The organism is Pseudomonas salomonii (genome assembly GCF_900107155.1).
GTDB classification, from domain to species: Bacteria; Pseudomonadota; Gammaproteobacteria; order Pseudomonadales; family Pseudomonadaceae; genus Aquipseudomonas; species Aquipseudomonas salomonii.
The window spans coordinates 51,270-73,795 of sequence record NZ_FNOX01000001.1 but is presented as its reverse complement, the minus strand read 5'-3'; the positions used below and the strand labels follow the sequence as shown (position 1 = coordinate 73,795).

At 58.2% G+C, this 22,526-nt stretch carries 27 protein-coding genes and 1 tRNA gene; 19 read left to right on the top strand and 9 right to left on the bottom strand.

Features of this window, described 5'->3' with window-relative positions:
• The first annotated feature begins 11 nt into the window (after nt 1-11).
• The gene (locus BLV67_RS00380; protein ID WP_056859129.1) at nt 12-317 is read left to right on the top strand and encodes a YkgJ family cysteine cluster protein; all 306 of its coding nucleotides are present in this window, start codon (nt 12-14) and stop codon (nt 315-317) included.
• 170 nt (nt 318-487) lie between these two features.
• Here BLV67_RS00380 and BLV67_RS00375 read toward each other — a convergent pair whose 3' ends face one another.
• From BLV67_RS00375 to hemA, 6 genes are all read right to left on the bottom strand, one after another.
• Nucleotides 488-1,006 (bottom strand): acyloxyacyl hydrolase, encoded by a 519-nt coding sequence (locus BLV67_RS00375; protein ID WP_065929650.1) that lies wholly within the window; start codon nt 1,004-1,006, stop codon nt 488-490.
• 109 nt (nt 1,007-1,115) lie between these two features.
• Entirely contained in the window at nt 1,116-1,910 is a 795-nt protein-coding gene (murI, locus tag BLV67_RS00370; RefSeq protein ID WP_069787940.1) for a glutamate racemase, read from the bottom strand.
• A complete protein-coding gene (locus BLV67_RS00365) occupies nt 1,903-2,658 on the bottom strand; it encodes a molybdopterin-synthase adenylyltransferase MoeB (RefSeq protein ID WP_056859132.1) in 756 nt (251 codons plus the stop codon). The genes murI and BLV67_RS00365 overlap by 8 nt, the downstream gene beginning before the upstream one ends.
• Nucleotides 2,652-3,482, bottom strand: a complete 831-nt coding sequence (gene prmC / locus BLV67_RS00360; protein WP_065929652.1) for a peptide chain release factor N(5)-glutamine methyltransferase — start codon at nt 3,480-3,482, stop codon at nt 2,652-2,654. The genes BLV67_RS00365 and prmC overlap by 7 nt, the downstream gene beginning before the upstream one ends.
• A complete protein-coding gene (prfA, locus tag BLV67_RS00355; RefSeq protein WP_069787939.1) occupies nt 3,483-4,565 on the bottom strand; it encodes a peptide chain release factor 1 in 1,083 nt (360 codons plus the stop codon).
• Nucleotides 4,562-5,851: a glutamyl-tRNA reductase gene (hemA, locus tag BLV67_RS00350; protein ID WP_065929654.1), complete on the bottom strand. Its 1,290-nt coding sequence runs from the start codon at nt 5,849-5,851 to the stop codon at nt 4,562-4,564. The genes prfA and hemA overlap by 4 nt, the downstream gene beginning before the upstream one ends.
• A gap of 182 nt (nt 5,852-6,033) precedes the next feature.
• Here hemA and BLV67_RS00345 point away from each other — a divergent pair, with 182 nt between their 5' ends.
• From BLV67_RS00345 to BLV67_RS00260, 18 genes are all read left to right on the top strand, one after another.
• Nucleotides 6,034-7,758: a tetratricopeptide repeat protein gene (locus BLV67_RS00345; RefSeq protein WP_056859136.1), complete on the top strand. Its 1,725-nt coding sequence runs from the start codon at nt 6,034-6,036 to the stop codon at nt 7,756-7,758.
• Nucleotides 7,759-7,762: 4 nt separating this feature from the next.
• Nucleotides 7,763-8,380: a lipoprotein insertase outer membrane protein LolB gene (lolB, locus tag BLV67_RS00340; protein WP_069787938.1), complete on the top strand. Its 618-nt coding sequence runs from the start codon at nt 7,763-7,765 to the stop codon at nt 8,378-8,380.
• A 1-nt stretch (nt 8,381) separates the two neighbouring features.
• Nucleotides 8,382-9,233: a 4-(cytidine 5'-diphospho)-2-C-methyl-D-erythritol kinase gene (gene ispE, locus BLV67_RS00335; RefSeq protein WP_069787937.1), complete on the top strand. Its 852-nt coding sequence runs from the start codon at nt 8,382-8,384 to the stop codon at nt 9,231-9,233.
• Nucleotides 9,234-9,269: 36 nt separating this feature from the next.
• Nucleotides 9,270-9,344: transfer RNA gene (locus BLV67_RS00330), tRNA-Gln, on the top strand.
• A gap of 46 nt (nt 9,345-9,390) precedes the next feature.
• Nucleotides 9,391-10,332, top strand: a complete 942-nt coding sequence (locus BLV67_RS00325; RefSeq protein ID WP_003208392.1) for a ribose-phosphate pyrophosphokinase — start codon at nt 9,391-9,393, stop codon at nt 10,330-10,332.
• A gap of 139 nt (nt 10,333-10,471) precedes the next feature.
• On the top strand, nt 10,472-11,071 hold the full coding sequence (locus BLV67_RS00320) for a 50S ribosomal protein L25/general stress protein Ctc (protein ID WP_065929657.1): 600 nt from the start codon (nt 10,472-10,474) through the stop codon (nt 11,069-11,071).
• 168 nt (nt 11,072-11,239) lie between these two features.
• On the top strand, nt 11,240-11,824 hold the full coding sequence (gene pth / locus BLV67_RS00315; protein ID WP_010213318.1) for an aminoacyl-tRNA hydrolase: 585 nt from the start codon (nt 11,240-11,242) through the stop codon (nt 11,822-11,824).
• A gap of 21 nt (nt 11,825-11,845) precedes the next feature.
• Nucleotides 11,846-12,946 carry a redox-regulated ATPase YchF gene (gene ychF, locus BLV67_RS00310; protein WP_017137643.1) on the top strand — a complete coding sequence of 367 codons (1,101 nt, stop codon included), beginning with the start codon at nt 11,846-11,848 and terminating at the stop codon, nt 12,944-12,946.
• Between the two features lie 316 nt (nt 12,947-13,262).
• Nucleotides 13,263-14,207 (top strand): sigma 54-interacting transcriptional regulator, encoded by a 945-nt coding sequence (locus tag BLV67_RS00305; RefSeq protein ID WP_065929660.1) that lies wholly within the window; start codon nt 13,263-13,265, stop codon nt 14,205-14,207.
• A 162-nt stretch (nt 14,208-14,369) separates the two neighbouring features.
• Complete coding sequence (locus BLV67_RS32855) at nt 14,370-14,537, top strand: hypothetical protein (protein WP_158235269.1); 168 nt, start codon at nt 14,370-14,372, stop codon at nt 14,535-14,537.
• A gap of 66 nt (nt 14,538-14,603) precedes the next feature.
• Complete coding sequence (locus tag BLV67_RS32175; RefSeq protein ID WP_141722750.1) at nt 14,604-14,969, top strand: hypothetical protein; 366 nt, start codon at nt 14,604-14,606, stop codon at nt 14,967-14,969.
• Nucleotides 14,970-14,976: 7 nt separating this feature from the next.
• Nucleotides 14,977-15,756 carry a type III secretion system inner membrane ring lipoprotein SctJ gene (sctJ, locus tag BLV67_RS00295; RefSeq protein ID WP_065929662.1) on the top strand — a complete coding sequence of 260 codons (780 nt, stop codon included), beginning with the start codon at nt 14,977-14,979 and terminating at the stop codon, nt 15,754-15,756.
• Nucleotides 15,746-16,333, top strand: a complete 588-nt coding sequence (locus BLV67_RS33080; RefSeq protein ID WP_176727935.1) for a type III secretion protein — start codon at nt 15,746-15,748, stop codon at nt 16,331-16,333. The genes sctJ and BLV67_RS33080 overlap by 11 nt, the downstream gene beginning before the upstream one ends.
• A complete protein-coding gene (gene sctL, locus BLV67_RS00285) occupies nt 16,311-16,904 on the top strand; it encodes a type III secretion system stator protein SctL (protein WP_065929663.1) in 594 nt (197 codons plus the stop codon). The genes BLV67_RS33080 and sctL overlap by 23 nt, the downstream gene beginning before the upstream one ends.
• Before the next feature lie 106 nt (nt 16,905-17,010).
• Nucleotides 17,011-17,244 carry a hypothetical protein gene (locus BLV67_RS00280; protein ID WP_065929664.1) on the top strand — a complete coding sequence of 78 codons (234 nt, stop codon included), beginning with the start codon at nt 17,011-17,013 and terminating at the stop codon, nt 17,242-17,244.
• Between the two features lie 414 nt (nt 17,245-17,658).
• On the top strand, nt 17,659-19,797 hold the full coding sequence (gene sctC / locus BLV67_RS00270) for a type III secretion system outer membrane ring subunit SctC (protein ID WP_069787935.1): 2,139 nt from the start codon (nt 17,659-17,661) through the stop codon (nt 19,795-19,797).
• Nucleotides 19,794-19,997 (top strand): HrpT family type III secretion system protein, encoded by a 204-nt coding sequence (hrpT, locus tag BLV67_RS00265; RefSeq protein WP_065929667.1) that lies wholly within the window; start codon nt 19,794-19,796, stop codon nt 19,995-19,997. Before sctC ends, hrpT begins: the two co-directional genes overlap by 4 nt.
• Nucleotides 19,994-20,365, top strand: coding sequence for a transcriptional regulator (locus tag BLV67_RS00260; RefSeq protein ID WP_065929668.1), 372 nt, complete (start codon nt 19,994-19,996; stop codon nt 20,363-20,365). Before hrpT ends, BLV67_RS00260 begins: the two co-directional genes overlap by 4 nt.
• On the opposite strand, the gene sctU is transcribed toward BLV67_RS00260, so the two are convergent.
• Genes sctU through sctS form a run of 3 tightly spaced genes read right to left on the bottom strand, consistent with a single transcriptional unit; the run spans nt 20,366 to nt 22,522 of the window.
• Nucleotides 20,366-21,463: a type III secretion system export apparatus subunit SctU gene (sctU, locus tag BLV67_RS00255; protein ID WP_065929669.1), complete on the bottom strand. Its 1,098-nt coding sequence runs from the start codon at nt 21,461-21,463 to the stop codon at nt 20,366-20,368.
• Entirely contained in the window at nt 21,460-22,248 is a 789-nt protein-coding gene (sctT, locus tag BLV67_RS00250; RefSeq protein WP_065929670.1) for a type III secretion system export apparatus subunit SctT, read from the bottom strand. The genes sctU and sctT overlap by 4 nt, the downstream gene beginning before the upstream one ends.
• Nucleotides 22,249-22,258: 10 nt before the next feature.
• Nucleotides 22,259-22,522 carry a type III secretion system export apparatus subunit SctS gene (gene sctS / locus BLV67_RS00245; RefSeq protein WP_065929671.1) on the bottom strand — a complete coding sequence of 88 codons (264 nt, stop codon included), beginning with the start codon at nt 22,520-22,522 and terminating at the stop codon, nt 22,259-22,261.
• Nucleotides 22,523-22,526: the final 4 nt, after the last annotated feature.

Here is a 22,526-nt window from a genome sequence, read left to right as displayed (position 1 = left end):
ACTGCGCGCCTATGACCAACATCCCCCACACACAAATCACCGAACCCGCCGTCACCTGCTCGACGTGCGCAGCCTGCTGCTGCCAGCTGGAAGTCATGCTGATCACCGACACCGGCGTGCCGGAGCGCTATATCGATACCGACGATTGGGGCGGTGAAGTGATGCTGCGCCTGGATGACGGCTGGTGCGCGGCCCTGGATCGGGACACGATGATGTGCACGATTTACGAGCGGCGGCCGTTGATCTGTCGGGAATTCGAGATGGGTGCGCCGGAGTGCCTTGAAGAGCGCCAAGGCATTGCGACGGCGTATCGCTGAGCCCAAGACTGATGAAGATCATAATGTGGGAGCGGGCTTGCTCGCGAAAGCGCAGTGTCAGTCGATGCATCAGGCGTCTGACACACCTTCTTCGCGAGCAAGCCCGCTCCCACATTTTGACTGTATTCCAAGTCAAGCTATGTGGGAGCTGGCTTGCGCAGGGTTGAGAGTTACAACGGGTAGGTGTAGTGCAACGAGTAGCTCTCTACCCCGTCGTTATTGCTGCTGATGCCCGCATTGGAATAGTGCGTGGCGCGAATGCCCACTTCATGCCCGCCGGCAAAGCGCAAACCGAAGCCCAGGCGGTCTTCGAACTGGAAGGCCTGGCCGATGTTGTTGTCTTCAACCCGCGTGCGTGAAAACACCGCCACACCGATACCCGCTTCGATGTATGGCTTGACCTTCTCCCCGGCAAACTCATACACAAACACCGGCGAGAACGACAGGCTGCTGACACTCGCGCGTTTGTCGCCGTCCCAGTAGGTGTAAGCGCCACTCCAATAGCCGGTCAGTCGGCCCGTATCACTCTGCCACCAGCTTTTATCCCAATCCGACGTCAGCCCCAACCGATAGGTCAAGGTCGAATCGCTGGTCCCCCCCACCCCAAATTCCAGGCCGGCGGCCTGAGCCGAAACTGAGTGTCCCACCACAGCGGCCGCAATCGCAGCCAAACAGAACAAGCGCTTCATAAGAGCACATCCTTTGAGATCGAAGTTGTAGGGTTTGTACAGGCTAACGCTATAGAAGCTTGCGCGATGCCAGAAGTTCAGCTTCTAACCGCGATGTTTCACGAATTTTTCACAAGCCAAAATTACGCACAACGCCAGAAGATTTCCAGAGTGTCGGTAGGATATTTCTTAGGTGATCGACGTCGTCGCTGGTCCAGAACTGCGCTGGCTCAGGATTGCCAGGCGACAGCAGGTCACGCTCGCCCAACAGACGCTTGAGCTGGCGGGCCACGGCAGCGCCGGTGTCGATCAGGACGATGCTGGGGGGAAGCATCTGTGCCAGAAGCGGCTTGAGGAAGGGATAGTGGGTGCAGCCGAGGATGATGGTGTCGCAACCTGCGTTGAGCAGCGGGGTGACATAGCCCTGCAACAACTGGCGCAGTGCGGCACTGTTGAGGTCGCCGGTTTCGATCAGTTCAACCAACCCCGGACACGGCTGGGTAATCACCCGCACATCGGTGGCGAAGCGATCGAGCAGCGCGGCGAACCTGGCGCTTTGCAGGGTGCCGGTGGTGGCCAGCACGCCGACCACGCCGCTGCGGGTGGCGGCCGCCGCCGGTTTGACAGCAGGTTCCATGCCCACCAGGGGCCAGTCGGGATAGTCCTGGCGCAAATCAGCCACGGCGGCGACGGTTGCGGTATTGCAGGCAATCACAAAGGCTTTGGCGCCTTTTTCGCGGAAAAACCCGGCGACCAAACGGCTACGTTCAAGAATGAAAGCCGGGGATTTTTCACCGTAGGGGATGTGCCCGCCGTCAGCCACGTATAACAACGACTCATGGGGCAACAGTTGCTGAATTTCATCCAGCACCGACAGGCCGCCGACGCCGGAATCGAACACACCGATGGGCGCGTCCTTAACCATGGGCCGTCCCGCAAACGCTGCAGCCGGGGTCGCGCTTGACGCGCAGCTCGCGAAAACGCGTGGTCAAGGCATCGATCAACAGCAAACGCCCCACTAGGGGCTCACCAAAACCTGCCAGCAACTTCAAGGCTTCCAGTGCTTGCAGGCTACCAACCAGCCCGACCAACGGGCCGATCACACCGGCTTCGCTGCAGGTCAGCTCGGTGTCGCTGCCGTGCCCATATAAACAGTGGTAGCACGGGCTCTCGGCGCGCCGTGGGTCGAACACCGACAATTGGCCTTCCAGGCGAATGGCCGCGCCGCTGACCAAAGGCTTGCCCGCTGCAACGCAAGCGGCGTTTACGGCCTCACGGGTAGAGAAGTTGTCGCTGCAATCGAGCACCACATCGACCGCCGCCACTGCGGCGGCGAGTGAATCGGCATCCAGCGCAGTGCGATGGGCGACCAACGCGATTTCCGGGTTGATGGCGGCCAGACGACGCATGGCCGAATCTACCTTGGTCTGCCCGACGCTGTCGGTATCGTGGATGATCTGGCGTTGCAGGTTGGTCAGGTCGACGGTATCGAAGTCTGCCAGGTGCAACTCACCCACACCGGCGGCGGCCAGGTAAAGCGCGACCGGCGCGCCGAGCCCACCGAGGCCGACAATCAGCGCGCGGGCGTTTTTCAGGCGCAATTGGCCGTCGATGTCGACGTGCTGCAACAGAATCTGTCGGCTATAGCGCAACAGTTCCTGGTCGGTCAGCACGGGCGGCGCCCCAACGTGATGCGTTCGTGGCCACCGAGGTCGATGCGGCTGTGGACCTCATCAAAGCCCTCACCCGACAACAAATCACGTACCGCCCCAGCCTGGTCGTAACCGTGTTCGAGCAGCAACCAGCCACCGGCATTCAAGTGGGCCGGGCTCTGGGCGATGATCAACCGCAAATCGTCCAGCCCATCATGGCCTGCCACCAAGGCACTGGCGGGCTCAAAGCGCACATCGCCGGCCACCAGATGGGGATCGTTATCGGCAATGTAAGGCGGGTTGCTGATGATCAAGTCGAAGTGCTGGCCTTGCAACGCGCTGAACCAATGGCTGTTCAACACCGAGGCGTTCTTCAGGTGCAGGCGCTGGCGATTGCGTTCGGCCAGGGCCACGGCTTCGAGCACACGATCGACCGCAGTGACCTGCCAGGCCGGGCGCTCGCTGGCCAGGGCCAGGGCGATGGCGCCGCTGCCCGTGCCAAGATCAAGAACCCTGGCAGGCGTGGACGGCAGCAATTCCAGCGCGGCCTCTACCAGCAACTCGGTTTCCGGGCGCGGAATCAGCGTGTGCGGTGCGACCTCCAAATCCAGCTTCCAGAAACCCTGCTGCCCGAGGATGTAGGCCACCGGCTCACCCGTGCGACGACGCTGCAGGTAATTGGCAAACGTCAGCGCGTCTTCGCTGCTGACGATTTTTTCCGGCCAGGTGTGCAGGTAGCTGCGCGATTTGCCCAGGGCAGCGGCCAGCAACAGCTCCACATCCAGCCGCGCGGTGGGCGAGTCTGGCAGGTCGGCGGCGCGCAGGAGGCTGGCAATAATGGTCATTTATTCACCTATCGCCGCCAATTGATCAGCCTGGTATTCGGCCAGCAACGGCTCGATTACCGCGTCAACGCCACCGGCGAGAATCTCGTCGAGGGAATACAGGGTGAGGTTGACCCGATGGTCGGTGACCCGGCCCTGGGCAAAGTTGTAGGTGCGAATGCGTTCGGAGCGGTCGCCCGAGCCCACCAGCAACTTGCGCTCGCTGGCAATTGCATTGGCGGCGGCGCTGGTCTGCTGGTCGTTAAGCTTGGCCGACAGCCAGGACATGGCCCGCGCACGGTTTTTGTGCTGGGAACGTTCTTCCTGGCACTCGACCACGATGCCCGACGGCAAGTGGGTAATGCGGATCGCCGAGTCGGTCTTGTTCACGTGCTGACCACCGGCGCCCGACGAGCGGTAGGTGTCGACACGCAAGTCTGCCGGGTTGATCTCGATGGCTTCCTGCTCGTCCGGCTCGGGCAACACGGCCACGGTGCACGCCGAGGTGTGGATACGGCCCTGGGATTCAGTCGCCGGAACCCGCTGCACGCGGTGCGCGCCGGATTCGAATTTGAGCTTGCCGTAGACGTTGTCACCTTCGACCCGCGCGATGACTTCTTTATAGCCGCCGTGTTCGCCTTCGTTCTCGGACAAAATCTCGACACGCCAGCCACGTCGCTCGGCGTAGCGCGAATACATGCGGAACAGGTCGCCGGAGAAGATCGCCGCTTCGTCGCCACCGGTGCCGGCGCGGATTTCGAGGAACACGTTACGTCCGTCGTTCGGGTCTTTGGGCAGCAGCATGCGTTGCAGGTCGCCTTCGAGCTCGACCAGCTTCTCTTTGGCTTCGCGGACTTCTTCCACGGCCATTTCGCGCATGTCCGGGTCGCTGTCTTTGAGCAGCGCCTGGGCGCCCTCGAGGTCGGCCCGCACTTTCATCAGGCTTTTATAGGTGGCCACGATAGGCTCAACTTCGGCGTATTCCTTGGAATAGGCACGGAACTTGGTCTGATCGGAGATGACCTCGCCATCGCCGAGCAAGGCGGTCAGTTCTTCGAAACGGTCCTGGAGCACGTCCAGTTTATTGAGCAGTGACGCTTTCATTGCGGTTTTTTATCCGAAGAGCTATCTGACGCGCCCTCACCGAGGGCAAAGAGTTCCTGGGCCATGGCCAGCGCATCGAGGCGGCCTTCGGCGGTAAGCTTTTTCAACTGAACGCTGGGGGCGTGGAGCAATTTGTTGGTCAAGCCACGCGCCAGTTGCATCAGCACGTCTTCGGCGCTGCTGCCGTTGGCCAGCAAACGCTGGGCCTTGATCAATTCTTCATCACGCAGGCGTTCGCCCTGCTGACGATACGCCTTGAGCACATCGACCGCCGCCAATTCACGCAGGCGCACCATAAAGTCTTCGGCGCCGGTGCTGACCATTTCTTCGGCGGCCTGGGCCGCGCCCTGGCGACTCTTGAGGTTTTCGGCGACCACTTCGTGCAGATCGTCGACGCTGTAGAGGTAAACGTCGTCCAACTCGCCGACTTCAGGCTCGATATCGCGGGGAACGGCGATATCCACCATGAAGATCGGCTTGTGCTTGCGCAGCTTCAATGCACTCTCGACCGCGCCTTTGCCCAGGATCGGCAGCTGGCTGGCGGTGGAGCTGATGACGATATCGCTGCGCACCAGCTCGGCCGGGATGTCAGACAGCAACACAGCATGGGCGCCAAACTGCTCGGCCAGGATACTGGCGCGCTCCAGGGTGCGGTTGGCGACCACAATACGCTTGACGCCCAGGTCGTGCAGGTGGCGGGCGACCAGGGTGATGGTTTCACCGGCGCCGATCAGCAGCGCCTGGCTGCGCTGCAAGTCACTGAAAATCTGTTTGGCCAGGCTGACGGCGGCGAACGCGACGGACACCGGGTTTTCACCGATGGCAGTGTCGGTGCGCACCTGCTTGGCCGAATTGAACGTGGCCTGGAACAAACGGCCAAGCAACGGGCCGACGGTGCCGGCCTCGCGGGCCACGGCGTAGGCGGATTTCATCTGGCCGAGGATCTGCGGCTCGCCCAACACCAGCGAGTCGAGCCCTGCGGCGACGCGCATCATGTGACGAACTGCCGCATCCTCTTCGTGCACATAAGCACTGGCGCGCAGGTCGTCGAGGTCCAAATGGTGATAATCGGCCAGCCAGCGCAGCACCACATCCGCCGAAAGATGTTCCTGCTCTATATAAAGCTCGCTGCGATTGCAGGTCGAAAGGATCGCAGCTTCGCGGCTGTCGGTGAGCCGGCAGAGCTGCTGCAAGGCCTCAACCAACTGCTCTGGCGTAAACGCCACGCGCTCGCGCACGTCTACGGTTGCAGTCTTGTGGTTAATACCGAGTGCGAGGAAGGCCATTCAATATCGCTGATGATGTCGGGAAGCCGACAATTGTCCTACTTCGAAAGATCCAGAACAACCACCGTCGTCTATTGTCCTAGTAGCTTGTGCCTATAAGGGCGCCCACTGAGACTCGGTTATGTTTGGCCGAAGGCTTGTGTCATGATGATCCGACCGCAGGTTAGTCGTCCTCTTCCTATATGAATAGATCTTCCGCGTTGCTCCTTGCTTTTGTCTTCCTCAGCGGCTGCCAGGCCTTGGCACCCGTGTCGCCGGACGGTACGCCGCCGGTCGAAGACAGCACCCCCGCCCCTGAAAAGCCCAAGGTTTACTCCTCGTTCAATGAAGAAACGATCTATAGCCTGCTGACCGCCGAACTCGCCGGCCAGCGCAATCGTTTCGATATTGCCCTGGATAACTATGTGACCCAGGCCATCAATACCCAGGACCCGGGCATTTCGGAGCGTGCGTTTCGCATCGCCGAATACCTGGGGGCTGACCAGGCCGCGCTGGACACCTCGCTGATCTGGGCGAAAAACGCCCCGGACGACCTGGAAGCGCAACGCGCGGCGGCTGTGCAACTGGCCCGCGCCGGGCGTTATGACGACTCCATGGTCTATATGGAGAAAGTCCTGCAGGGCAAGGGCGACACGCATTTCGACTTCCTCGCGCTGTCGGCGGCCGACACCGACCAGGACACGCGCAATGGCTTGATGAAAAGTTTTGACCGCCTGCTGCAAAAACATCCGAAGAACAGCCAGCTGATTTTCGGCAAAGCCTTGCTGCTGCAACAGGATGACGAAGCCGACGCCGCCCTCAAGCTGCTGGAGCAGAACCCGCCGGAAGACGGCGAGATCGCCCCGATTTTGCTGCGCGCACGCTTGCTGCAAAACCTCAATCGCGGCAAGGAAGCGATTCCACTGCTGGAAAAAAGCATCAAGAAGTATCCGGGCGACAAGCGTTTGCTGCTGACCTATGCGCGCATGCTGGTTGAGCAAGACCGCATGGAAGACGCCAAAGTGCAGTTTGCCAACCTGGTCCAGCAATACCCTGACGACGACGAGTTGCGTTACTCGCTGGCATTGGTGTGCCTGGAAGCCAAGGCCTGGGACGAGGCCAAGGGATATCTCGAAGAGTTGATCGAGCGCGAAAGCCATGTGGATTCGGCGCACCTGAACCTCGGCCGCATCGCTGAAGAACGCAACGACCCGCAGGCTGCGCTGCTTGAATACGCCCAGGTCGGCCCCGGCAATGACTACCTGCCGGCCCAGTTGCGTCAGGCCGATATCCTGATGAGCAACGGCCGCACCGACGAAGCCGAAAAACGCCTGGCGGCGGCACGCGCTGCCGAGCCGGACTATGCGATCCAGCTGTACCTGATCCAGGCCGAGACGCTGTCGGCCAACAAGCAGGGCGAACGCGCCTGGAAATTGCTGCAACAAGCCTTGCTGCAATACCCCGACGATTTGAACCTGCTGTATACCCGCGCCATGCAGGCGGAAAAACGCAATGACCTGGCGCAGATGGAAAAAGACCTGCGCCTGATCATCAAGCGCGACCCGGACAACGCCATGGCGCTCAACGCCCTGGGCTACACCCTGTCGGACCGCACCACGCGCTACGCCGAAGCCAAGGTGCTGATCGAACAAGCCCACAAGCTCAACCCGGAAGACCCGGCCGTGCTCGACAGCCTGGGGTGGGTGAATTACCGCCTGGGCAACCTGGACGAAGCCGAACGCCTGCTGCGCCAGGCACTCGAACGCTTCCCGGATCAGGAAGTGGCCGCTCACCTGGGTGAAGTGCTGTGGGCCAATGGCAAACAGCGCGAAGCGCGACAAATCTGGGAAAAATTCCTCAAGGAACAACCCGAAAGCCCTATCCTGCGCGGCACCATCAAGCGCCTGACCGGATCCGAGACCCTTTAAGCTTATGTTCTTGCGCCACGTTATTGTTTTCAGTTTCATCGCCCTGCTCGCCGGTTGCGCGGGCATTGGCAGCCGCGAATCCGTTGAAGGCCAGGGCAGCCCGGCGCAATGGCAGCAGCACAAGGATCAGCTCAGCAGCATTGACGGCTGGCAGATCGACGGCAAAGTCGGGGTGCGCGCACCAAAAGATTCCGGCAGCGGTACGTTGTTCTGGCTGCAACGCCAGGACTATTACGATATTCGTCTGTCCGGACCACTGGGCCGCGGCGCAGCACGCCTGACCGGCCGACCAGGGCAAGTGAGCCTGGAAGTGGCCAACCAGGGCCGCTATGAGGCAGCCACGCCGGAAGAATTGCTGGAACAGCAGATAGGCTGGAAGCTGCCGGTTTCGCACCTGGTGTGGTGGGTACGCGGCTTGCCCGCGCCGGACAGCAAAAGCCGCCTGAGCCTCAACGGCGACAGCCGCCTGGCCACGCTTGAGCAGGATGGCTGGCAGGTCGAGTACCTGAGCTACGTGGAACAGAGTGGCTACTGGCTGCCTGAGCGCATCAAACTGCATGGCACCGACCTTGACGTCACGCTGGTGATCAAGGAATGGCAACCGCGCAAGCTGGGGCAATAACGTGACCTCAGAACGCTTGACGCTACCCTCTCCGGCCAAACTCAACCTGATGCTGCACATTCTTGGGCGCCGTGAAGACGGCTACCACGAACTGCAGACGCTGTTTCAATTTCTCGATTACGGCGATGAGCTGACCTTCGCCGTACGCGACGATGGCGTGATCCAGCTGCACACCGAATTCGAAGGCGTGCCCCACGACAGCAATCTGATTGTCAGGGCGGCGAAAACACTTCAGGCGCAATCCGGTTGCTCGCTCGGTATCGACATCTGGATCGATAAAATTTTGCCCATGGGCGGCGGCATCGGTGGCGGCAGCTCAAATGCCGCGACCACCCTGCTCGGTTTGAATCACTTGTGGCAACTGGGCTGGGACCACGATCGCCTGGCCACGCTGGGCCTGGCACTGGGCGCCGACGTGCCGGTTTTCGTGCGTGGGCACGCGGCTTTTGCCGAAGGCGTCGGGGAGAAACTCACCCCGGAATACCCCGAAGAGCCGTGGTATGTCGTGCTTGTTCCGCAAGTATCTGTAAGTACAGCAGAAATTTTTTCAGATCCACTGTTGACACGTAACTCTCCTCCCATTAAAGTGCGCCCCGTTCCCAAGGGAAACAGTCGAAATGACTGCTTACCGGTTGTAGCAAGGCGTTATCCAGAGGTACGTAACGCTTTGAATTTGTTAGGTAAATTTACCGAAGCAAAATTAACCGGAACTGGAAGTTGTGTGTTTGGGGGCTTCCCAAACAAAGCTGAAGCTGATAAAGTCTCGGCCCTTCTTACAGAGACCCTTACAGGGTTTGTAGCAAAGGGAAGCAACGTTTCGATGTTGCATCGCAAGCTGCAAAGTCTGCTCTAAAGGAACCGAGTACTGGGTACTCGTTGCAACAGATACAGGGGCGTCGCCAAGCGGTAAGGCAGCAGGTTTTGATCCTGCCATGCGTTGGTTCGAATCCAGCCGCCCCTGCCATTTTCTAATACTCATCCAGGTTACCCTCAGCCTCTAGGTACTGCGCGTGTCCAAGATGATGGTCTTTACGGGGAACGCCAACCCCGATCTGGCTCGACGTGTCGTACGTCAGCTGCATATCCCTCTCGGTGACATCTCTGTCGGTAAATTCTCCGACGGCGAAATTACAGCCGAGATCAATGAAAACGTCCGCGGTAAAGATGTTTTCATTATTCAGCCGACCTGCGCTCCGACCAACGATAACCTGATGGAACTCGTCGTGATGGCTGATGCCTTCCGCCGCTCCTCAGCGACTCGAATCACAGCTGTAATCCCTTACTTTGGTTATGCCCGTCAGGATCGCCGTCCGCGTTCCGCACGTGTGGCTATCAGCGCGAAAGTCGTGGCTGACATGCTGACCGTGGTAGGTATCGACCGTGTTCTCACGGTTGACCTGCACGCTGACCAAATCCAGGGGTTCTTCGATATTCCGGTAGATAACATCTACGGCTCCCCGGTATTGGTGGATGACATTGAAGACCAGCGCTTTGAAAACCTGATGATCGTGTCCCCGGACATTGGTGGCGTCGTGCGTGCACGGGCTGTTGCCAAATCCCTGGGCGTGGACCTCGGGATCATCGACAAACGCCGTGAGAAAGCCAATCACTCTGAAGTGATGCATATCATCGGTGATGTCGAAGGGCGTACCTGTATTCTGGTTGATGACATGGTCGACACCGCCGGCACCCTGTGCCACGCGGCGAAAGCCTTGAAAGAGCACGGTGCAGCAAAAGTCTTCGCCTACTGCACACACCCTGTGCTGTCGGGCCGAGCGATCGAGAACATCGAGAACTCCATGCTGGACGAACTGGTGGTGACTAACACCATCCCGTTGTCCGCAGCAGCTCAAGCCTGTTCGCGTATCCGTCAACTGGATATCGCACCGGTAGTTGCCGAAGCGGTTCGCCGCATCAGCAACGAAGAATCGATCAGCGCGATGTTCCGATAAGGGTCAAACCTTACGAAACATCCCACTGACGAAAAGCGCCCCGCCCCAGCATTCTGTTGGGGCGGGGCTTTTTTGCCCATATCGCCTTTAGCGCTGGTCGCAAACGCTGGGGCGAATGTGGTTATTTTGGAGATACAACATGAACGATTTTACTCTGAATGCTGAAGCGCGTTCCGACCTGGGGAAAGGTGCGAGCCGCCGCCTGCGTCGTCTCGCGAGCCTGGTTCCAGCTGTAGTTTACGGTGGCGACAAAGCCCCTGAATCCATCAGCATGCTGGCCAAAGAAATCGCCAAACTGCTCGAAAACGATGCTGCTTACAGCCACGTTATCGAACTGAACGTTGGCGGCAAAAAGCAAAACGTGATCATCAAGGCTCTGCAACGTCACCCGGCCAAAGGCCACGTGCTGCACGCTGACTTTGTACGCGTTATTGCCGGTCAGAAACTGACCGCTATCGTTCCAGTTCACTTCGTTGGCGAAGAAGCTCCGGTCAAGAAAGGCGGCGAAGTCTCGCACGTCCTGAACGAAATCGAAGTGACTTGCCTGCCGAAAGACCTGCCTGAGTTCATCGAAGTCGACCTGTCGGCTCTGGAAATCGGCGCCATCATCCACCTGTCCGACCTCAAAGCCCCTAAAGGCGTTGAGTTTGTTGCACTGGCTCACGGTGATGACAAAGCTGTTGCAAACGTTCACGCTCCACGCGTTGCACCAGAAGCTGAAGAAGGCGCTGCAGAGTAATTCACTCTGTATTGCCGGAGCTTGAGGAAACATCGCGGACCGGAACGTAGCGAGAAAGCGGGCGATAACGCGGCGTTTACTCTTGAGTAAATGATCTTTTGTTGTCCACTTTCGCCGCACGCAGGTGTCGGCGATGTTACCCACAACTCCAAAGGAAGGGCCCCTGTCGTGACTGCCATTAAACTGATCGTTGGCCTGGGAAATCCAGGCGCCGAATACGAACAGACCCGGCATAACGCGGGGGCCCTTTTTGTTGAGCGCATCGCCCACGCGCAAGGTGTGAACCTTGTGGCCGATCGCAAGTATTTTGGCCTGACCGGGCGCTTCTCGCACCAGGGTCAGGATGTTCGTCTGCTGATTCCCACCACCTACATGAACCGCAGCGGCCAGGCTGTCGCGGCGCTTGCGGGCTTCTTCCGGATCAAACCCGAAGAAATCCTGGTGGCCCATGACGAACTGGACCTGCCACCCGGTGTTGCCAAGCTCAAGCTCGGCGGCGGGCATGGCGGGCACAACGGCCTGCGCGACATCATCGCGCAGTTGGGTAATCAGAATAATTTTTACCGTCTGCGGCTCGGCATTGGCCACCCAGGCGTTGCCAGTATGGTTTCAAATTTCGTCCTGGGTCGTGCGCCACGCGCCGAACAGGAAAAACTCGATGCCAGCATCGACTTTGCCCTCGGCGTGCTGCCGGATATCTTCGCCGGTGAATGGAACCGCGCGATGAAAAACCTGCACAGCCAGAAGGCCTGACTCTTACCGAGGGGAAACACCATGGGATTCAATTGCGGCATCGTCGGCCTGCCCAACGTCGGCAAATCCACTCTGTTCAACGCCCTGACCAAGTCCGGTATTGCGGCGGAGAACTTTCCCTTCTGCACCATCGAACCCAACAGCGGTATCGTGCCGATGCCGGATCCGCGTCTGGACGCGTTGGCGGCGATCGTCAATCCCAAGCGCATCCTGCCGACCACCATGGAGTTCGTCGACATCGCAGGCCTGGTGGCCGGTGCGTCGAAAGGTGAAGGCCTGGGTAACAAGTTTTTGGCCAACATCCGCGAAACCGATGCCATCGCCCACGTGGTCCGCTGCTTTGAAGACGAGAACGTGATTCACGTCTCCAACAGCGTTGACCCGAAACGCGACATCGAGATCATCGACCTCGAACTGATCTTCGCCGACCTGGACAGCTGCGAGAAGCAACTGCAGAAAGTTGCGCGTAACGCCAAAGGCGGCGACAAGGACGCAGTGGTCCAGAAAGGCCTGCTGGAGCAGTTGATCGCGCACTTCACCGAAGGCAAGCCGGCACGCAGCCTGATGAAGAACATGGGCGTCGACGAGAAAGCCGTGATCAAAGGCTTCCACCTGCTGACCACCAAGCCTGTGATGTACATCGCCAACGTCGCCGAAGACGGCTTCGAGAACAACCCGCTGCTCGACGTGGTCAAGGCCATCGCCGATGAGGAAGGCGCCATTGTGGTGCCGGTGTGCAACAAGATCGAAGCAGAAATCGCCGAGCTGGATGACGGCGAAGAAAAAGACATGTTCCTCGAGGCCCTGGGCCTGGAAGAGCCTGGCCTGAACCGCGTGATCCGCGCCGGTTACGAAATGCTCAACCTGCAGACCTACTTCACCGCCGGTGTCGAAGAAGTCCGCGCCTGGACCGTCAAGGTCGGCGCCACCGCACCACAGGCCGCCGGCGTGATCCACACCGACTTCGAAAAAGGTTTTATCCGCGCCGAAGTCATCGCCTACAACGACTTCATCCAGTACAAGGGTGAAGCCGGTACCAAGGAAGCCGGTAAATGGCGCTTGGAAGGCAAAGAGTACATCGTCAAGGATGGCGACGTGATGCACTTTCGCTTTAACGTATAAGCGCCATCTGCGGTTTTGCCGCAAACAAAAAGCCGATGCACTGCGTCGGCTTTTTTGTGGGCGGTTGTTTGCCCGTCGGTAATTACCATTTTGTTGTTTATGTGAAAACTTAAGATATTTCCTATTTATTGCGCAAACAGCAGCTCAACCGTTTCGAATGATGTTAAGCGACAAGTTAATGACTTTTCCTACGCATGCCTGGCTTACTCTTACCTGCATACTCGACGAGAAATCTTATACTTTACGCTCTGCCCAAGTACGTTCTGAATAACAGCCTTTTAATCGTAAATAATCACGAGAGTGGAGCACCCATCCGATGTCGGCCGCCGATCACGAAGAACGCGAAACCGATACGCCATTCATTGATGGCTCGGACATTGAAAATACGATCAATAGCACAGCGACACTTAATGTTGACATCTTGTTGCTCGGGGAAACCGGCACCGGCAAAGATACCCTGGCACAACGCGTGCATCGCCTGTCAGGCCGTCGAGGCAACTTTGTTGCTGTCAATTGCGCCGCCATCCCGGAAAGCCTCGCCGAAAGCCAATTGTTCGGCGTTAACAGTGGTGCTTATACCGGGGCTGTGCAGTCACGCGCAGGGTTTATCGAAGCGGCTCACCTGGGTACGTTGTATTTGGATGAAATCGACAGCATGCCGCTTTCGCTTCAAGCCAAGCTATTGCGAATGCTCGAATCACGCGGCGTTGAACGGCTCGGCTCAACACGCTTCATCCCGGTCGACATGCGCGTCATCGCGTCCGCTCAACAATCGCTGCATGACATGGTTGAGCAAGGCAGCTTCAGGCGGGACCTGTATTTTCGCCTGAACGTGATCAACATCAAGCTGCCACCGCTGCGTGACAGACGTGAGCGCATCGTACCGTTGTTTCTGGAGATGATTAAACAAGAGGCAGAGCACTTCAACTGCACAGTCCCTCACCCCACCAGCGAACTGCTCCAGCAGTTGCTGTGCCATCCGTGGCGGGGCAATGTCCGCGAGCTACGCTCCACGGCCAAGCGTTTTGTCCTTGGGCTACCGCCTTTATCGGCATCGACTGGCCAACCTTTGGAACTGAGCCTGAAAGACCGTCTGCAGCGTATTGAGAAAACACTCATTGAAGAGTCTCTACATCGTCACACTTACAGCGTGGATTGTGTAGCGTCGGAGTTGGGGGTTGCCAAACGCACCCTCTATTATCGAATGAAGCAGCTGGGTGTTGCACTCAATGCATGCGCACCGTTTCAGGGAGCCCAGTAAGCCATGAAACACATTGAAACAAGTAACCATCAGCCGTTGGAACTGTTTCCACAGGCTTCGCCACTTAGTGTACGAGCGTCGATTATCGAATAATGATGTAGCACGATTAATCGAAAGGCTTATTGCAAATACCTACCAACTTATGAAACCAAAGGTGAAAGTATGAGTTCTCCAATCGGCGGCGGTGGCGGCATGAGCAGCAAAGAGCTTTTTGGTCAAATGAAAGCCCTGACTGAGGAAAAAAACAAAGAAACGCTGGAAATGGCAAAGCTGGATAAAGACGCCTCGATTGCCAGTAAGTGGGGCCAGATAATTAACAAAGTACAATAAGTAGCACAGGCTTTCTCCTGTTTATTAACTCGAGAAAGCCTCCCTATTTTTCTGAGGGAGATGTATATGCGCACAACGCTTGGAAAAGAGCGGGAAATCTATTCAGGTGCCCCTGGGGTTCCCGCCGAAAGAAGCATCGATAGTGCCCACGACGCGCATTTCTTCAACGCGGCACTGGAGCAGAACATCACTTACCCGTCGGTTCCCCCCACCCCAGGAAACAGTCGGTCGCTGGTGGACCAATCAGAGCGGTTGAAATCCAACAACGAAAAAATCCCCAAGCTGCTGCGTGAATATTCCAAGACCCATAACGAGCTGAAAATTGCGAATGCCACACAGACCATTATTGAATCAAAAGAAATCCTCAACATCGGCGTCAAGGTCATAAAACACTGCGCTTCGTTCGTTGAGAAAGCCACTAACCTGCAATAGGTAAACCATGCGCCGCTGCCGCTTTATTCTCTTATGGCTCACCCTCTTATCGGTGCTGAGCGGATGCGGTGAAAGCGTCGAACTGCACCGCAAGTTATCCGAGCAGGAAGCCAATGAGGTGATCGCTGAATTGGCAGACAAGCACATTCGGGCACAAAAACAGCTGGAGAAAGACGGCGTGGTCGTTCGCGTGCGCACAGCAGATATTGCTGCCGCCGTCCACACGCTTGCGGCCGCCGGGTTGCCAAAGACTGCACGGTCCACGTTGGGCGACGTCTTTCGCAAGGAAGGTGTCATTTCTACACCACTTGAGGAACGTGCCCGCTATATCTATGCGTTATCCCAGGAGCTGGAAGCGACCTTGTCCAATATCGACGGGGTTCTCGTGGCCAGGGTACACGTGGTATTGCCTGAGCGGGTCGCACCGGGAGAGCCGGTACAACCGGCCTCGGCATCGGTCTTCATCAAGCATGATCCACGGCTGGAACCTGACAGCCTGCTGCCGCGCATTCGGCGGATGGTCGCCAGTAGCATACCGGGCATGACAACGGCCCTTGCAAACTCGCAAAAATTGACCGTGATCTTCGTACCGGCTACCGCCTATAAGGAGAAGCAGCAACTCGCCTACTTCGGGCCATTTCTGATTAAGTCGGGTGATCTCGCTTTTTGGCACACCCTGCTTACATTATTCGTTATTGTCCTGATAGCGGGGTGCGCAGCTGCGGTGTTCTGGCTGAAAAAGGTGCGCGCTGCCCAACAAGCCGAGCCGAATGCAAATGACGCATGACAGCCTCACCTGGGCCAAGTGGTGGGCCTGCCCCTGGCTCGACTCGCCGCACGATTGGCCGCCCTTCACCCCTTCATTGCCCTATTCGAAAACACTCTGCCAGAGCCAGCATGCGGCAATGGCAACGTCATTGGGAATTGACCCATGTCTGCCTGTCGAACCGTCTGCAGCACTGTTGCAGCTGGTACTTGAACCTGCGCAACGCAGAGATCTCATCCTCGCGCTGGTCGGCGGTGTTTACCAGATCAAGACCCCCACGCCATTGAGCCAGGACCTGCAACTCTGGTGCGTACGCCTTTCAAAGGCACTGATGCCCAACACCCTGCAAATCAGCACGGAAGACCCCCTGCACTATTTACGCGCCTGGGTAGAACCCTCCGTATGGCAGCGGCTGCGTTTGAGCTTTGACCGCCACCGGGTGCTCGCCCTTGAGCAGACCCCTCAACTGGGTGATACCCACGACAAGCTCGAAACTATTTGGAAGGCCGCTATATGGCGCACCGGTGCGTCACACAATGAGCCGGTGTTTTCCTTTGCAGAGGAGTCCCAGGACGATGCTGTGCAAACGCACGATTGAGCTACGCAAGCCGCTTTCTTCACAAACCCGTTCGTTGATTCCTTTGGAAACTTTGGCGGACTGCGCACGCGATACCGAATTGTTAAACAGTGCCCGGGATCAGGCCGATGAAATCCTGCGCCAGACCCATTTGCAACGCGACCAATTGCTGCTGCAGGCACAACATGAGTTCTGGCAACGCGCCAATCGCCAATTGCACCTGTGGCACGCGCAACAGCAGGCGATCCTCGACAACATCGAACGCATCGCCACATCAGTCACCCACAGCGCAATTCGCAGTTTGCTCGAGGACACTACGACGACGCAGCGGGTGTCAGCCATGCTCAAGCAAATGCTCGTAGCCCAGGCCCCGGCGATCCGCGCAAAGTTGGTATGCAACCCACAGGATCAGGCCGATGTAGAGCATTGGCTGGCTCAACATACCGAGGCGCCCTGGCGCCTGCAGTGTGACGAGTCCATTGAGCCACAGGTGCTGATCCTGGAGGCGGAGGAAGGCAGCTTCCGTATCGACTGGGCATCTTCGATCAATGCGCTGTTGGTGCCTCACTCGGACTTTGCTTCTGAGGAATGAACGCGCCACCGACCTGCTGCATTTTTTTACCGGATATTTAAAAAATCGTGGAACGGATCCCAAGTGCAAACCACATAAAAATTACACGTTCAACGGAGATCAGCATATGAAACTCGACGCACGCGAGGGCGGGCAAATCTTCAGGGATTTAAGCAAAAACAACCGGCAGTTCGAACAGCTCGGTCAGGACGTGCCTGACGAATTATCTTCGAAAGAGTTTTCATCGCTGATGGGTGAGCACTTGAGGCTCAAACAAGACTTGATGCTACAGACAACGGCCGCCGGAGCGGTTCTCGGTCATCGGGCCGAGATGGGAAAAATCATTTTCAATGGGACCTGAGAGTTTCACCGCGCAGCTCACTCAGTGGCTGATGGGGACAGAGCAAGACATCACACTGCTGGAGGGCGACGACGCCATAACCCTGCGTCGTTACCCTCAGTGTTTTTTGCTATGCGCTCAACTTACCCATCAGCCACCGCCCACTCAATCAGCAATGGAAACATGGCTACGACTGGGAGGGGCAAGCCTTGCGCATTTTCAGGGAGCGCTTTCGGTCGAGCCCTCCACTGGGCAGCTCTGGCTACTTCAATGCGTCTGGCAAGAAGCCAATCAGGCGGCTCTTTTTAACCAACTCGAATCCCTCCTCAATCAGCGCGACACCTGGCGTTCCACGGCCAAGCGGCTGGCCGGAACGCCCCCAAGGCTTGGGCCCACTCCGCTGCGTGCGCAGTTTTATTAACTAGAGAACCCTGTATGAACAACCCCGTTTACAAGCGTTTACGCTTGTCTATCAGCTCGGCCTGTGCGCGATTCAAACACGCCGGTTGGCGTCTTCCAGTGGTTTTGACGTGCCTGCTGATGCCTCTGCAAAGCCTCCTTGCCGCCATTCCCTCGGAATGGCGAAACACGGCATATGCCTATGAGACCCAGTACAAGCCCGTGCGCGAAGTGCTTGAAGACTTCGCCCAGACCTTCGGCACCCAACTGCAAATCGAAGGCCTGCTGGAGGGCGTCGTCAATGGCAAAATACGCGCTAACACGCCCCAGTCCATGCTCGACAGGCTGGGAGTCGAACACCGCTTCCAGTGGTATCTGTACAACAACACCCTGTACATCAGCACACTGGATCAACAAGAGTCTGCACGGCTGGAGGTTTCGGCGGAATCGATCCCCGACCTCAAAAAGGCCCTGACCGATATCGGCCTGCTCGACAGCCGATTTGGCTGGGGTGAATTACTGGATGAGGGCGTCGTACTCGTCTCCGGCCCTAAACGCTATATCGAGCAGATCAAACAATTCAGCAGCCAGCGCAGATCCCCGGATGAAAAACAGAGCGTACTGACGTACCCGCTCAAGTACGCCAACGCGGCGGATCGCATCGTTGATTATCGCGGGGAGAAGCTGACCATCGCGGGGGTGGCCAGCGTGCTGCGTGGGTTGCTGGAGCCCCGTTCCTCCGCAGTCGCCAGCGCCACCCAATCTGCCGGCACGGCCTCACAGCCAGGCCTGATAACGCCTAACGTCCCGCGGCTGAACAATCCGCTGCTGGAGCAGATGTTCGCCAACCCTGGGAACTCAGATGCTCTTTCGACGGGCGCCTCACTTGGCCCCCGCGCCCCACGCCCTACCAGCCGAATCCGGGTTGAAGCCGACGTGCGCAATAACGCAATTCTGATCTACGACCTGCCTGAGCGCCAAACGATGTACCGCGAGTTGATCACCCAACTCGACGTTGCGCGCAAGCTGGTGGAGATCGACGCAATCATCCTCGACATCGAACGCACAAAGTTGCAAGAGTTCGGGATTGAATGGGGTTTTCAAAACAGCCGTTGGCGCGGCGGCGTCAATGTGGCGCCGGGCACGACCTCTCAGTTGTCGATTGGCAACCCAGGGCGCTTCTACGCGCACATACGAGCCCTGGAAGCCCGAGGGCTGGCAACCCTGGTCTCCAACCCTTCGGTGCTCACCCTGGAAAACCAGCCGGCGGTCATCGACTTCAACCGTACGCGGTACCTGACGGCCGGGCGGGACAACCCAAGCATTTTACCCGTGACCGTCGGCACCAGCTTTCAGGTGGTGCCACGGGTGATCACCAGCCGTGGTGGCCACCAGATCCATTTGGTGGTGGATATTGAAGACGGTAACTTCGACGACTCCCGCACAGAGCCCAATGACCTTGATGTTCGTCGCGGCAAGGTCAGTACCCAGGCCGTGATGGCGGAAAAGCGCTCACTGGTGGTCGGTGGCTTCCATGTCACAGACAACAAGGACAAAAAAAGCAAGGTGCCGCTGCTGGGCGATATTCCGTTGCTGGGCAAGGCATTGTTCTCCTCGACAGAACGACAGAACAGTCGACGCGAGCGGCTGTTCATCCTCACCCCACGGGTCATCGGCGACCAGTCTGACCCTTCGCGTTACTTGCCCCAGGAGGACCAGGCCCAGTTGCAGGCAGCCCTCAAACCCCTGGCGCGCCGGCAAGCCGCCCATCAGCCGCCCATAAACCGCAGCGATATCACCAGCGCCCTGGCGCACCTGGTCAGCGGCGAAGTGCCGGGCGGCTTCAAGGCAGGGCCAATGCCTCTGCAGTTGAACACCCTGTGCGCCACGCGCGATCTGTTGGCGCTCAACAGCGAGCGCAGCCAGTGGTACACCGGCCCACACTTCAATGTGGCGGTGGTAGTCCTGCGCAACCAGATCAAACGCAACGTGCGCATCGATGAAAAAGAATGCAGTAACTCACAAACGCTGGCGGTCACTGTCTGGCCGCGCGCCTGGCTCAAGCCGGGTGAAGAAGCTGAAGTGTTTATTGCCATGCGGCCCGTCGTGAAAGATGAACACATCGGCGTACCCCGCCCTTCCCTCCTCACCGCCCCCTTGAAGACCAAGCCATGAAGCACGCAATCTTGAGCATTATCCTGATCGGCGCAGCACTCAGCGCCGCAGGTTGCACGCCAACCTGCAAGGGCGACTCCTGCACGCGCCCGCAATCGAGTCGTGACAAAATGGTGGTCTGGTGGCCGCCAGAGATGCGCGTAGACTCCGGCCCCTCTGGGGAGCGGGCAGACCACCAGACCATTTCCCTGGAACGATGAGCCTCACGACACAGCCTGACGATGCACCGCATCGTCAGGCTTTTTTGGCCGACGTGCGCAGTGGCGTTGCGGCTCACCTGCAGCTGCTCCCTGGTATCCACCTGTGTACGCTGCAAGCCGGCACCCGCCCGGGGTTGGCCTTGCAGGTGGCGCGCGAAGCGCTGCAAGCCGGGCAGGTGCAACGGGCACTGGAACGACGTTTTGAACAAGCCGTGAGGTATGACGGCTGCTTTGTCTATCTCGATGCGCAGGGCAATTTGCTCATCTGGCGCCCGCTGCCAGCTCAACACGACGCGCTTGATAGTGCCATCAGCCGCCTGCTGTCACTGGCCAACCTTGATGCATTGGATGCTCACGCCACGCGTTGATCAGCGCTGTTCCAACTCCGGCAATTCCAGGGTTTCACGCTTGGCCTCATCATCCAACTCACGCAAGGTGCGATAGATCAGCGCGACGGCCTGCAGGGTTTCACGGGGGATACTGGCACCCAGTTTATGGGTGTAGAGCGTGCGGGCCAGCCATACACACTGGATGACCGGCACGTCAGCCGCTTTAGCCCTTCTGATCAGCTCACGCGCGTCGCCATCCGTGCCTTTGTCCACCAGCAAAGGCAGCGGCGTCGTGCCGGGGCGGTAATACAACGCGACGGCAAAGTGCGTTGGGTTGACCACCAGCATGTCGGACTCTTCCAGCTTGGGCAGCTTGACCTTCGGCTCTTCCTGAGCCAATTGCTGCGCCAGCGAACGGCGCTGGCCCTTCACATGGGGGTCGCCCTCCATGTCCTTGTATTCCTTGACGACTTCGACCTGGGTCATGCGCATGCGCTTGGCAAAGAAGTGCTTCTGCAGCGTCAGGTCGATAAGTGCCAGCACCAGCAACAGGCCCAGGCACGCATGCAGCAGGTAGCGAAACAGCTCGATCAGCGCCAGGATATAGGAGGGCAGGTCGCTGTTGGCCAAATTGATCAAAGCCCCAAGGGAGGGACCGATCACCGCGTACAACACCACACCTATCAGCACGGCCTTGGCGACCCCCATCAGCAGGTTCATCAGCGACTGCGCGGAGAACATCTGCTTGAGCTGATTAAGGGGGTTAAGACGCTTGAAATCCAACTTCAGAATTTCTGGCGCGAACAGCAAGCCGAACTGCATCCAGCTGCTGATCAGCTTGACGGCGATCGCCACTGAAGCCATCAGCAACGCAAAGGAAAAAAATACCACCATGGCGTCGAGCAGCACCTCTTCCAAGGCTGCCACAAAGGGACGGCTGAGGCGCGATATCGGCAACAGCAGCATTTCCTGAAACCGCTGCAGGCTGCGGTCAGCGGTCCATAGCGCGATCTCGCTGATGGCCGTCAGCACCATAAGCTTGCCGACATCCTGGCTTTGGGCAACCTGGCCTTTCTTGCGTTGATCACGCAGTTTCTTGGCACTGGCCGGGTGTTTTTTCTCACCGGAATCACTCATGGCATCCCCACCTTGAACATCAACCCAAGGGCGTGCCTGAGTTCTGTCAGCAGGCTTAAGCGGCCGACGATCAGGTCCTGCAACAATTCAAAGTACAACAGCAAAATGCCAATACCCGCCAGGCATTTGACCGGCGGAGCCAGCGTACTCACCTGCAACTGCGGGCTATAAAGCCCCAACAGTGCAATGCCAAACTCCAGCAACAGCAGTACCGCAATAAAAGGTGCGGCGTAGAGCATCATGTGGGTGAACGTGTCGCCGAGCAGGTTGAGAAACACGCCAAACCCATTGGCATGCGGAAGTGGAAACCATACGGTTGGCGGCCAGATCGAGTAACTGTCCCAGATCACCTGCGTCAGTGCCCCAAGCCCCAGGGTGGCCATCAACAAAAAAATCGTCAGTTCCTTGAACAAATGCCCGATGGGTGTCGCATCCGGACCAAGCGAAGGGTTGAGCTGACCACCGGCCAAGGCTCCCCGCTGGTTATCCAGCAATGCCCCCACCGCCTCGAACAACCAGAACGGCATCGACAGTAATACGCCCAGCAAGGTCCCCAGGGCCGCCTCCTTGAGCACTAACGCGCTGAGCATCAGCGTAGAGAATTCCTGGTCGGCGAAGGTTGCATGGATGCCCGGTGCAGGCAGCAGCGCCAGTGCCGCCACAATGGTATGACGCGGCATGCCACGGATATGTTGAAAACAAAACGCCGCGACCAGGAAGGCACACGGATAGATTCGCGCCATGCCGATCAACAGGCTGGGCAGGTAGTCAAAATACTGCAGCACAGGCAAGACCTCAGTTCAGCGCGGAGCGAGAGATCATCTCGAATGTCAGATTGATCAGTTGAATCAACTCCACACCGATCCAGCGCCCCGTCATGACCAGCGTGATCCCCACTGCCACCAGCTTTATGCCAAACGGCAAGGTCTGGTCCTGTACCTGCATCAGCGCCTGTACAAGAGAGGTCAGTACACCGACTACCACCGCCACAATCAACGGCGGTGCCGACAACACTACGACCAGTAGCATGCCCTGCTTGAACAGCACGATCGGTTCCATACGC

Excerpts from the sequence above, each read along its gene's own strand:
- sctC (WP_069787935.1), top strand. The coding sequence starts at position 17,659 with ATGAACAACCCCGTTTACAAGCGTTTACGCTTGTCTATCAGCTCGGCC.
- BLV67_RS00375 (WP_065929650.1), bottom strand. The coding sequence starts at position 1,006 with ATGAAGCGCTTGTTCTGTTTGGCTGCGATTGCGGCCGCTGTGGTGGGA.
- BLV67_RS33080 (WP_176727935.1), top strand. The coding sequence starts at position 15,746 with ATGACGCATGACAGCCTCACCTGGGCCAAGTGGTGGGCCTGCCCCTGG.
- sctL (WP_065929663.1), top strand. The coding sequence starts at position 16,311 with ATGCTGTGCAAACGCACGATTGAGCTACGCAAGCCGCTTTCTTCACAA.
- BLV67_RS32175 (WP_141722750.1), top strand. The coding sequence starts at position 14,604 with ATGCGCACAACGCTTGGAAAAGAGCGGGAAATCTATTCAGGTGCCCCT.
- prfA (WP_069787939.1), bottom strand. The coding sequence starts at position 4,565 with ATGAAAGCGTCACTGCTCAATAAACTGGACGTGCTCCAGGACCGTTTC.
- BLV67_RS00345 (WP_056859136.1), top strand. The coding sequence starts at position 6,034 with ATGAATAGATCTTCCGCGTTGCTCCTTGCTTTTGTCTTCCTCAGCGGC.
- BLV67_RS00280 (WP_065929664.1), top strand. The coding sequence starts at position 17,011 with ATGAAACTCGACGCACGCGAGGGCGGGCAAATCTTCAGGGATTTAAGC.
- murI (WP_069787940.1), bottom strand. The coding sequence starts at position 1,910 with ATGGTTAAGGACGCGCCCATCGGTGTGTTCGATTCCGGCGTCGGCGGC.
- BLV67_RS00305 (WP_065929660.1), top strand. The coding sequence starts at position 13,263 with ATGTCGGCCGCCGATCACGAAGAACGCGAAACCGATACGCCATTCATT.
- BLV67_RS00260 (WP_065929668.1), top strand. The coding sequence starts at position 19,994 with ATGAGCCTCACGACACAGCCTGACGATGCACCGCATCGTCAGGCTTTT.
- prmC (WP_065929652.1), bottom strand. The coding sequence starts at position 3,482 with ATGACCATTATTGCCAGCCTCCTGCGCGCCGCCGACCTGCCAGACTCG.
- BLV67_RS00320 (WP_065929657.1), top strand. The coding sequence starts at position 10,472 with ATGAACGATTTTACTCTGAATGCTGAAGCGCGTTCCGACCTGGGGAAA.
- hrpT (WP_065929667.1), top strand. The coding sequence starts at position 19,794 with ATGAAGCACGCAATCTTGAGCATTATCCTGATCGGCGCAGCACTCAGC.
- sctU (WP_065929669.1), bottom strand. The coding sequence starts at position 21,463 with ATGAGTGATTCCGGTGAGAAAAAACACCCGGCCAGTGCCAAGAAACTG.
- lolB (WP_069787938.1), top strand. The coding sequence starts at position 7,763 with ATGTTCTTGCGCCACGTTATTGTTTTCAGTTTCATCGCCCTGCTCGCC.
- ychF (WP_017137643.1), top strand. The coding sequence starts at position 11,846 with ATGGGATTCAATTGCGGCATCGTCGGCCTGCCCAACGTCGGCAAATCC.
- BLV67_RS00380 (WP_056859129.1), top strand. The coding sequence starts at position 12 with ATGACCAACATCCCCCACACACAAATCACCGAACCCGCCGTCACCTGC.
- sctS (WP_065929671.1), bottom strand. The coding sequence starts at position 22,522 with ATGGAACCGATCGTGCTGTTCAAGCAGGGCATGCTACTGGTCGTAGTG.
- sctJ (WP_065929662.1), top strand. The coding sequence starts at position 14,977 with ATGCGCCGCTGCCGCTTTATTCTCTTATGGCTCACCCTCTTATCGGTG.
- BLV67_RS32855 (WP_158235269.1), top strand. The coding sequence starts at position 14,370 with ATGAGTTCTCCAATCGGCGGCGGTGGCGGCATGAGCAGCAAAGAGCTT.
- hemA (WP_065929654.1), bottom strand. The coding sequence starts at position 5,851 with ATGGCCTTCCTCGCACTCGGTATTAACCACAAGACTGCAACCGTAGAC.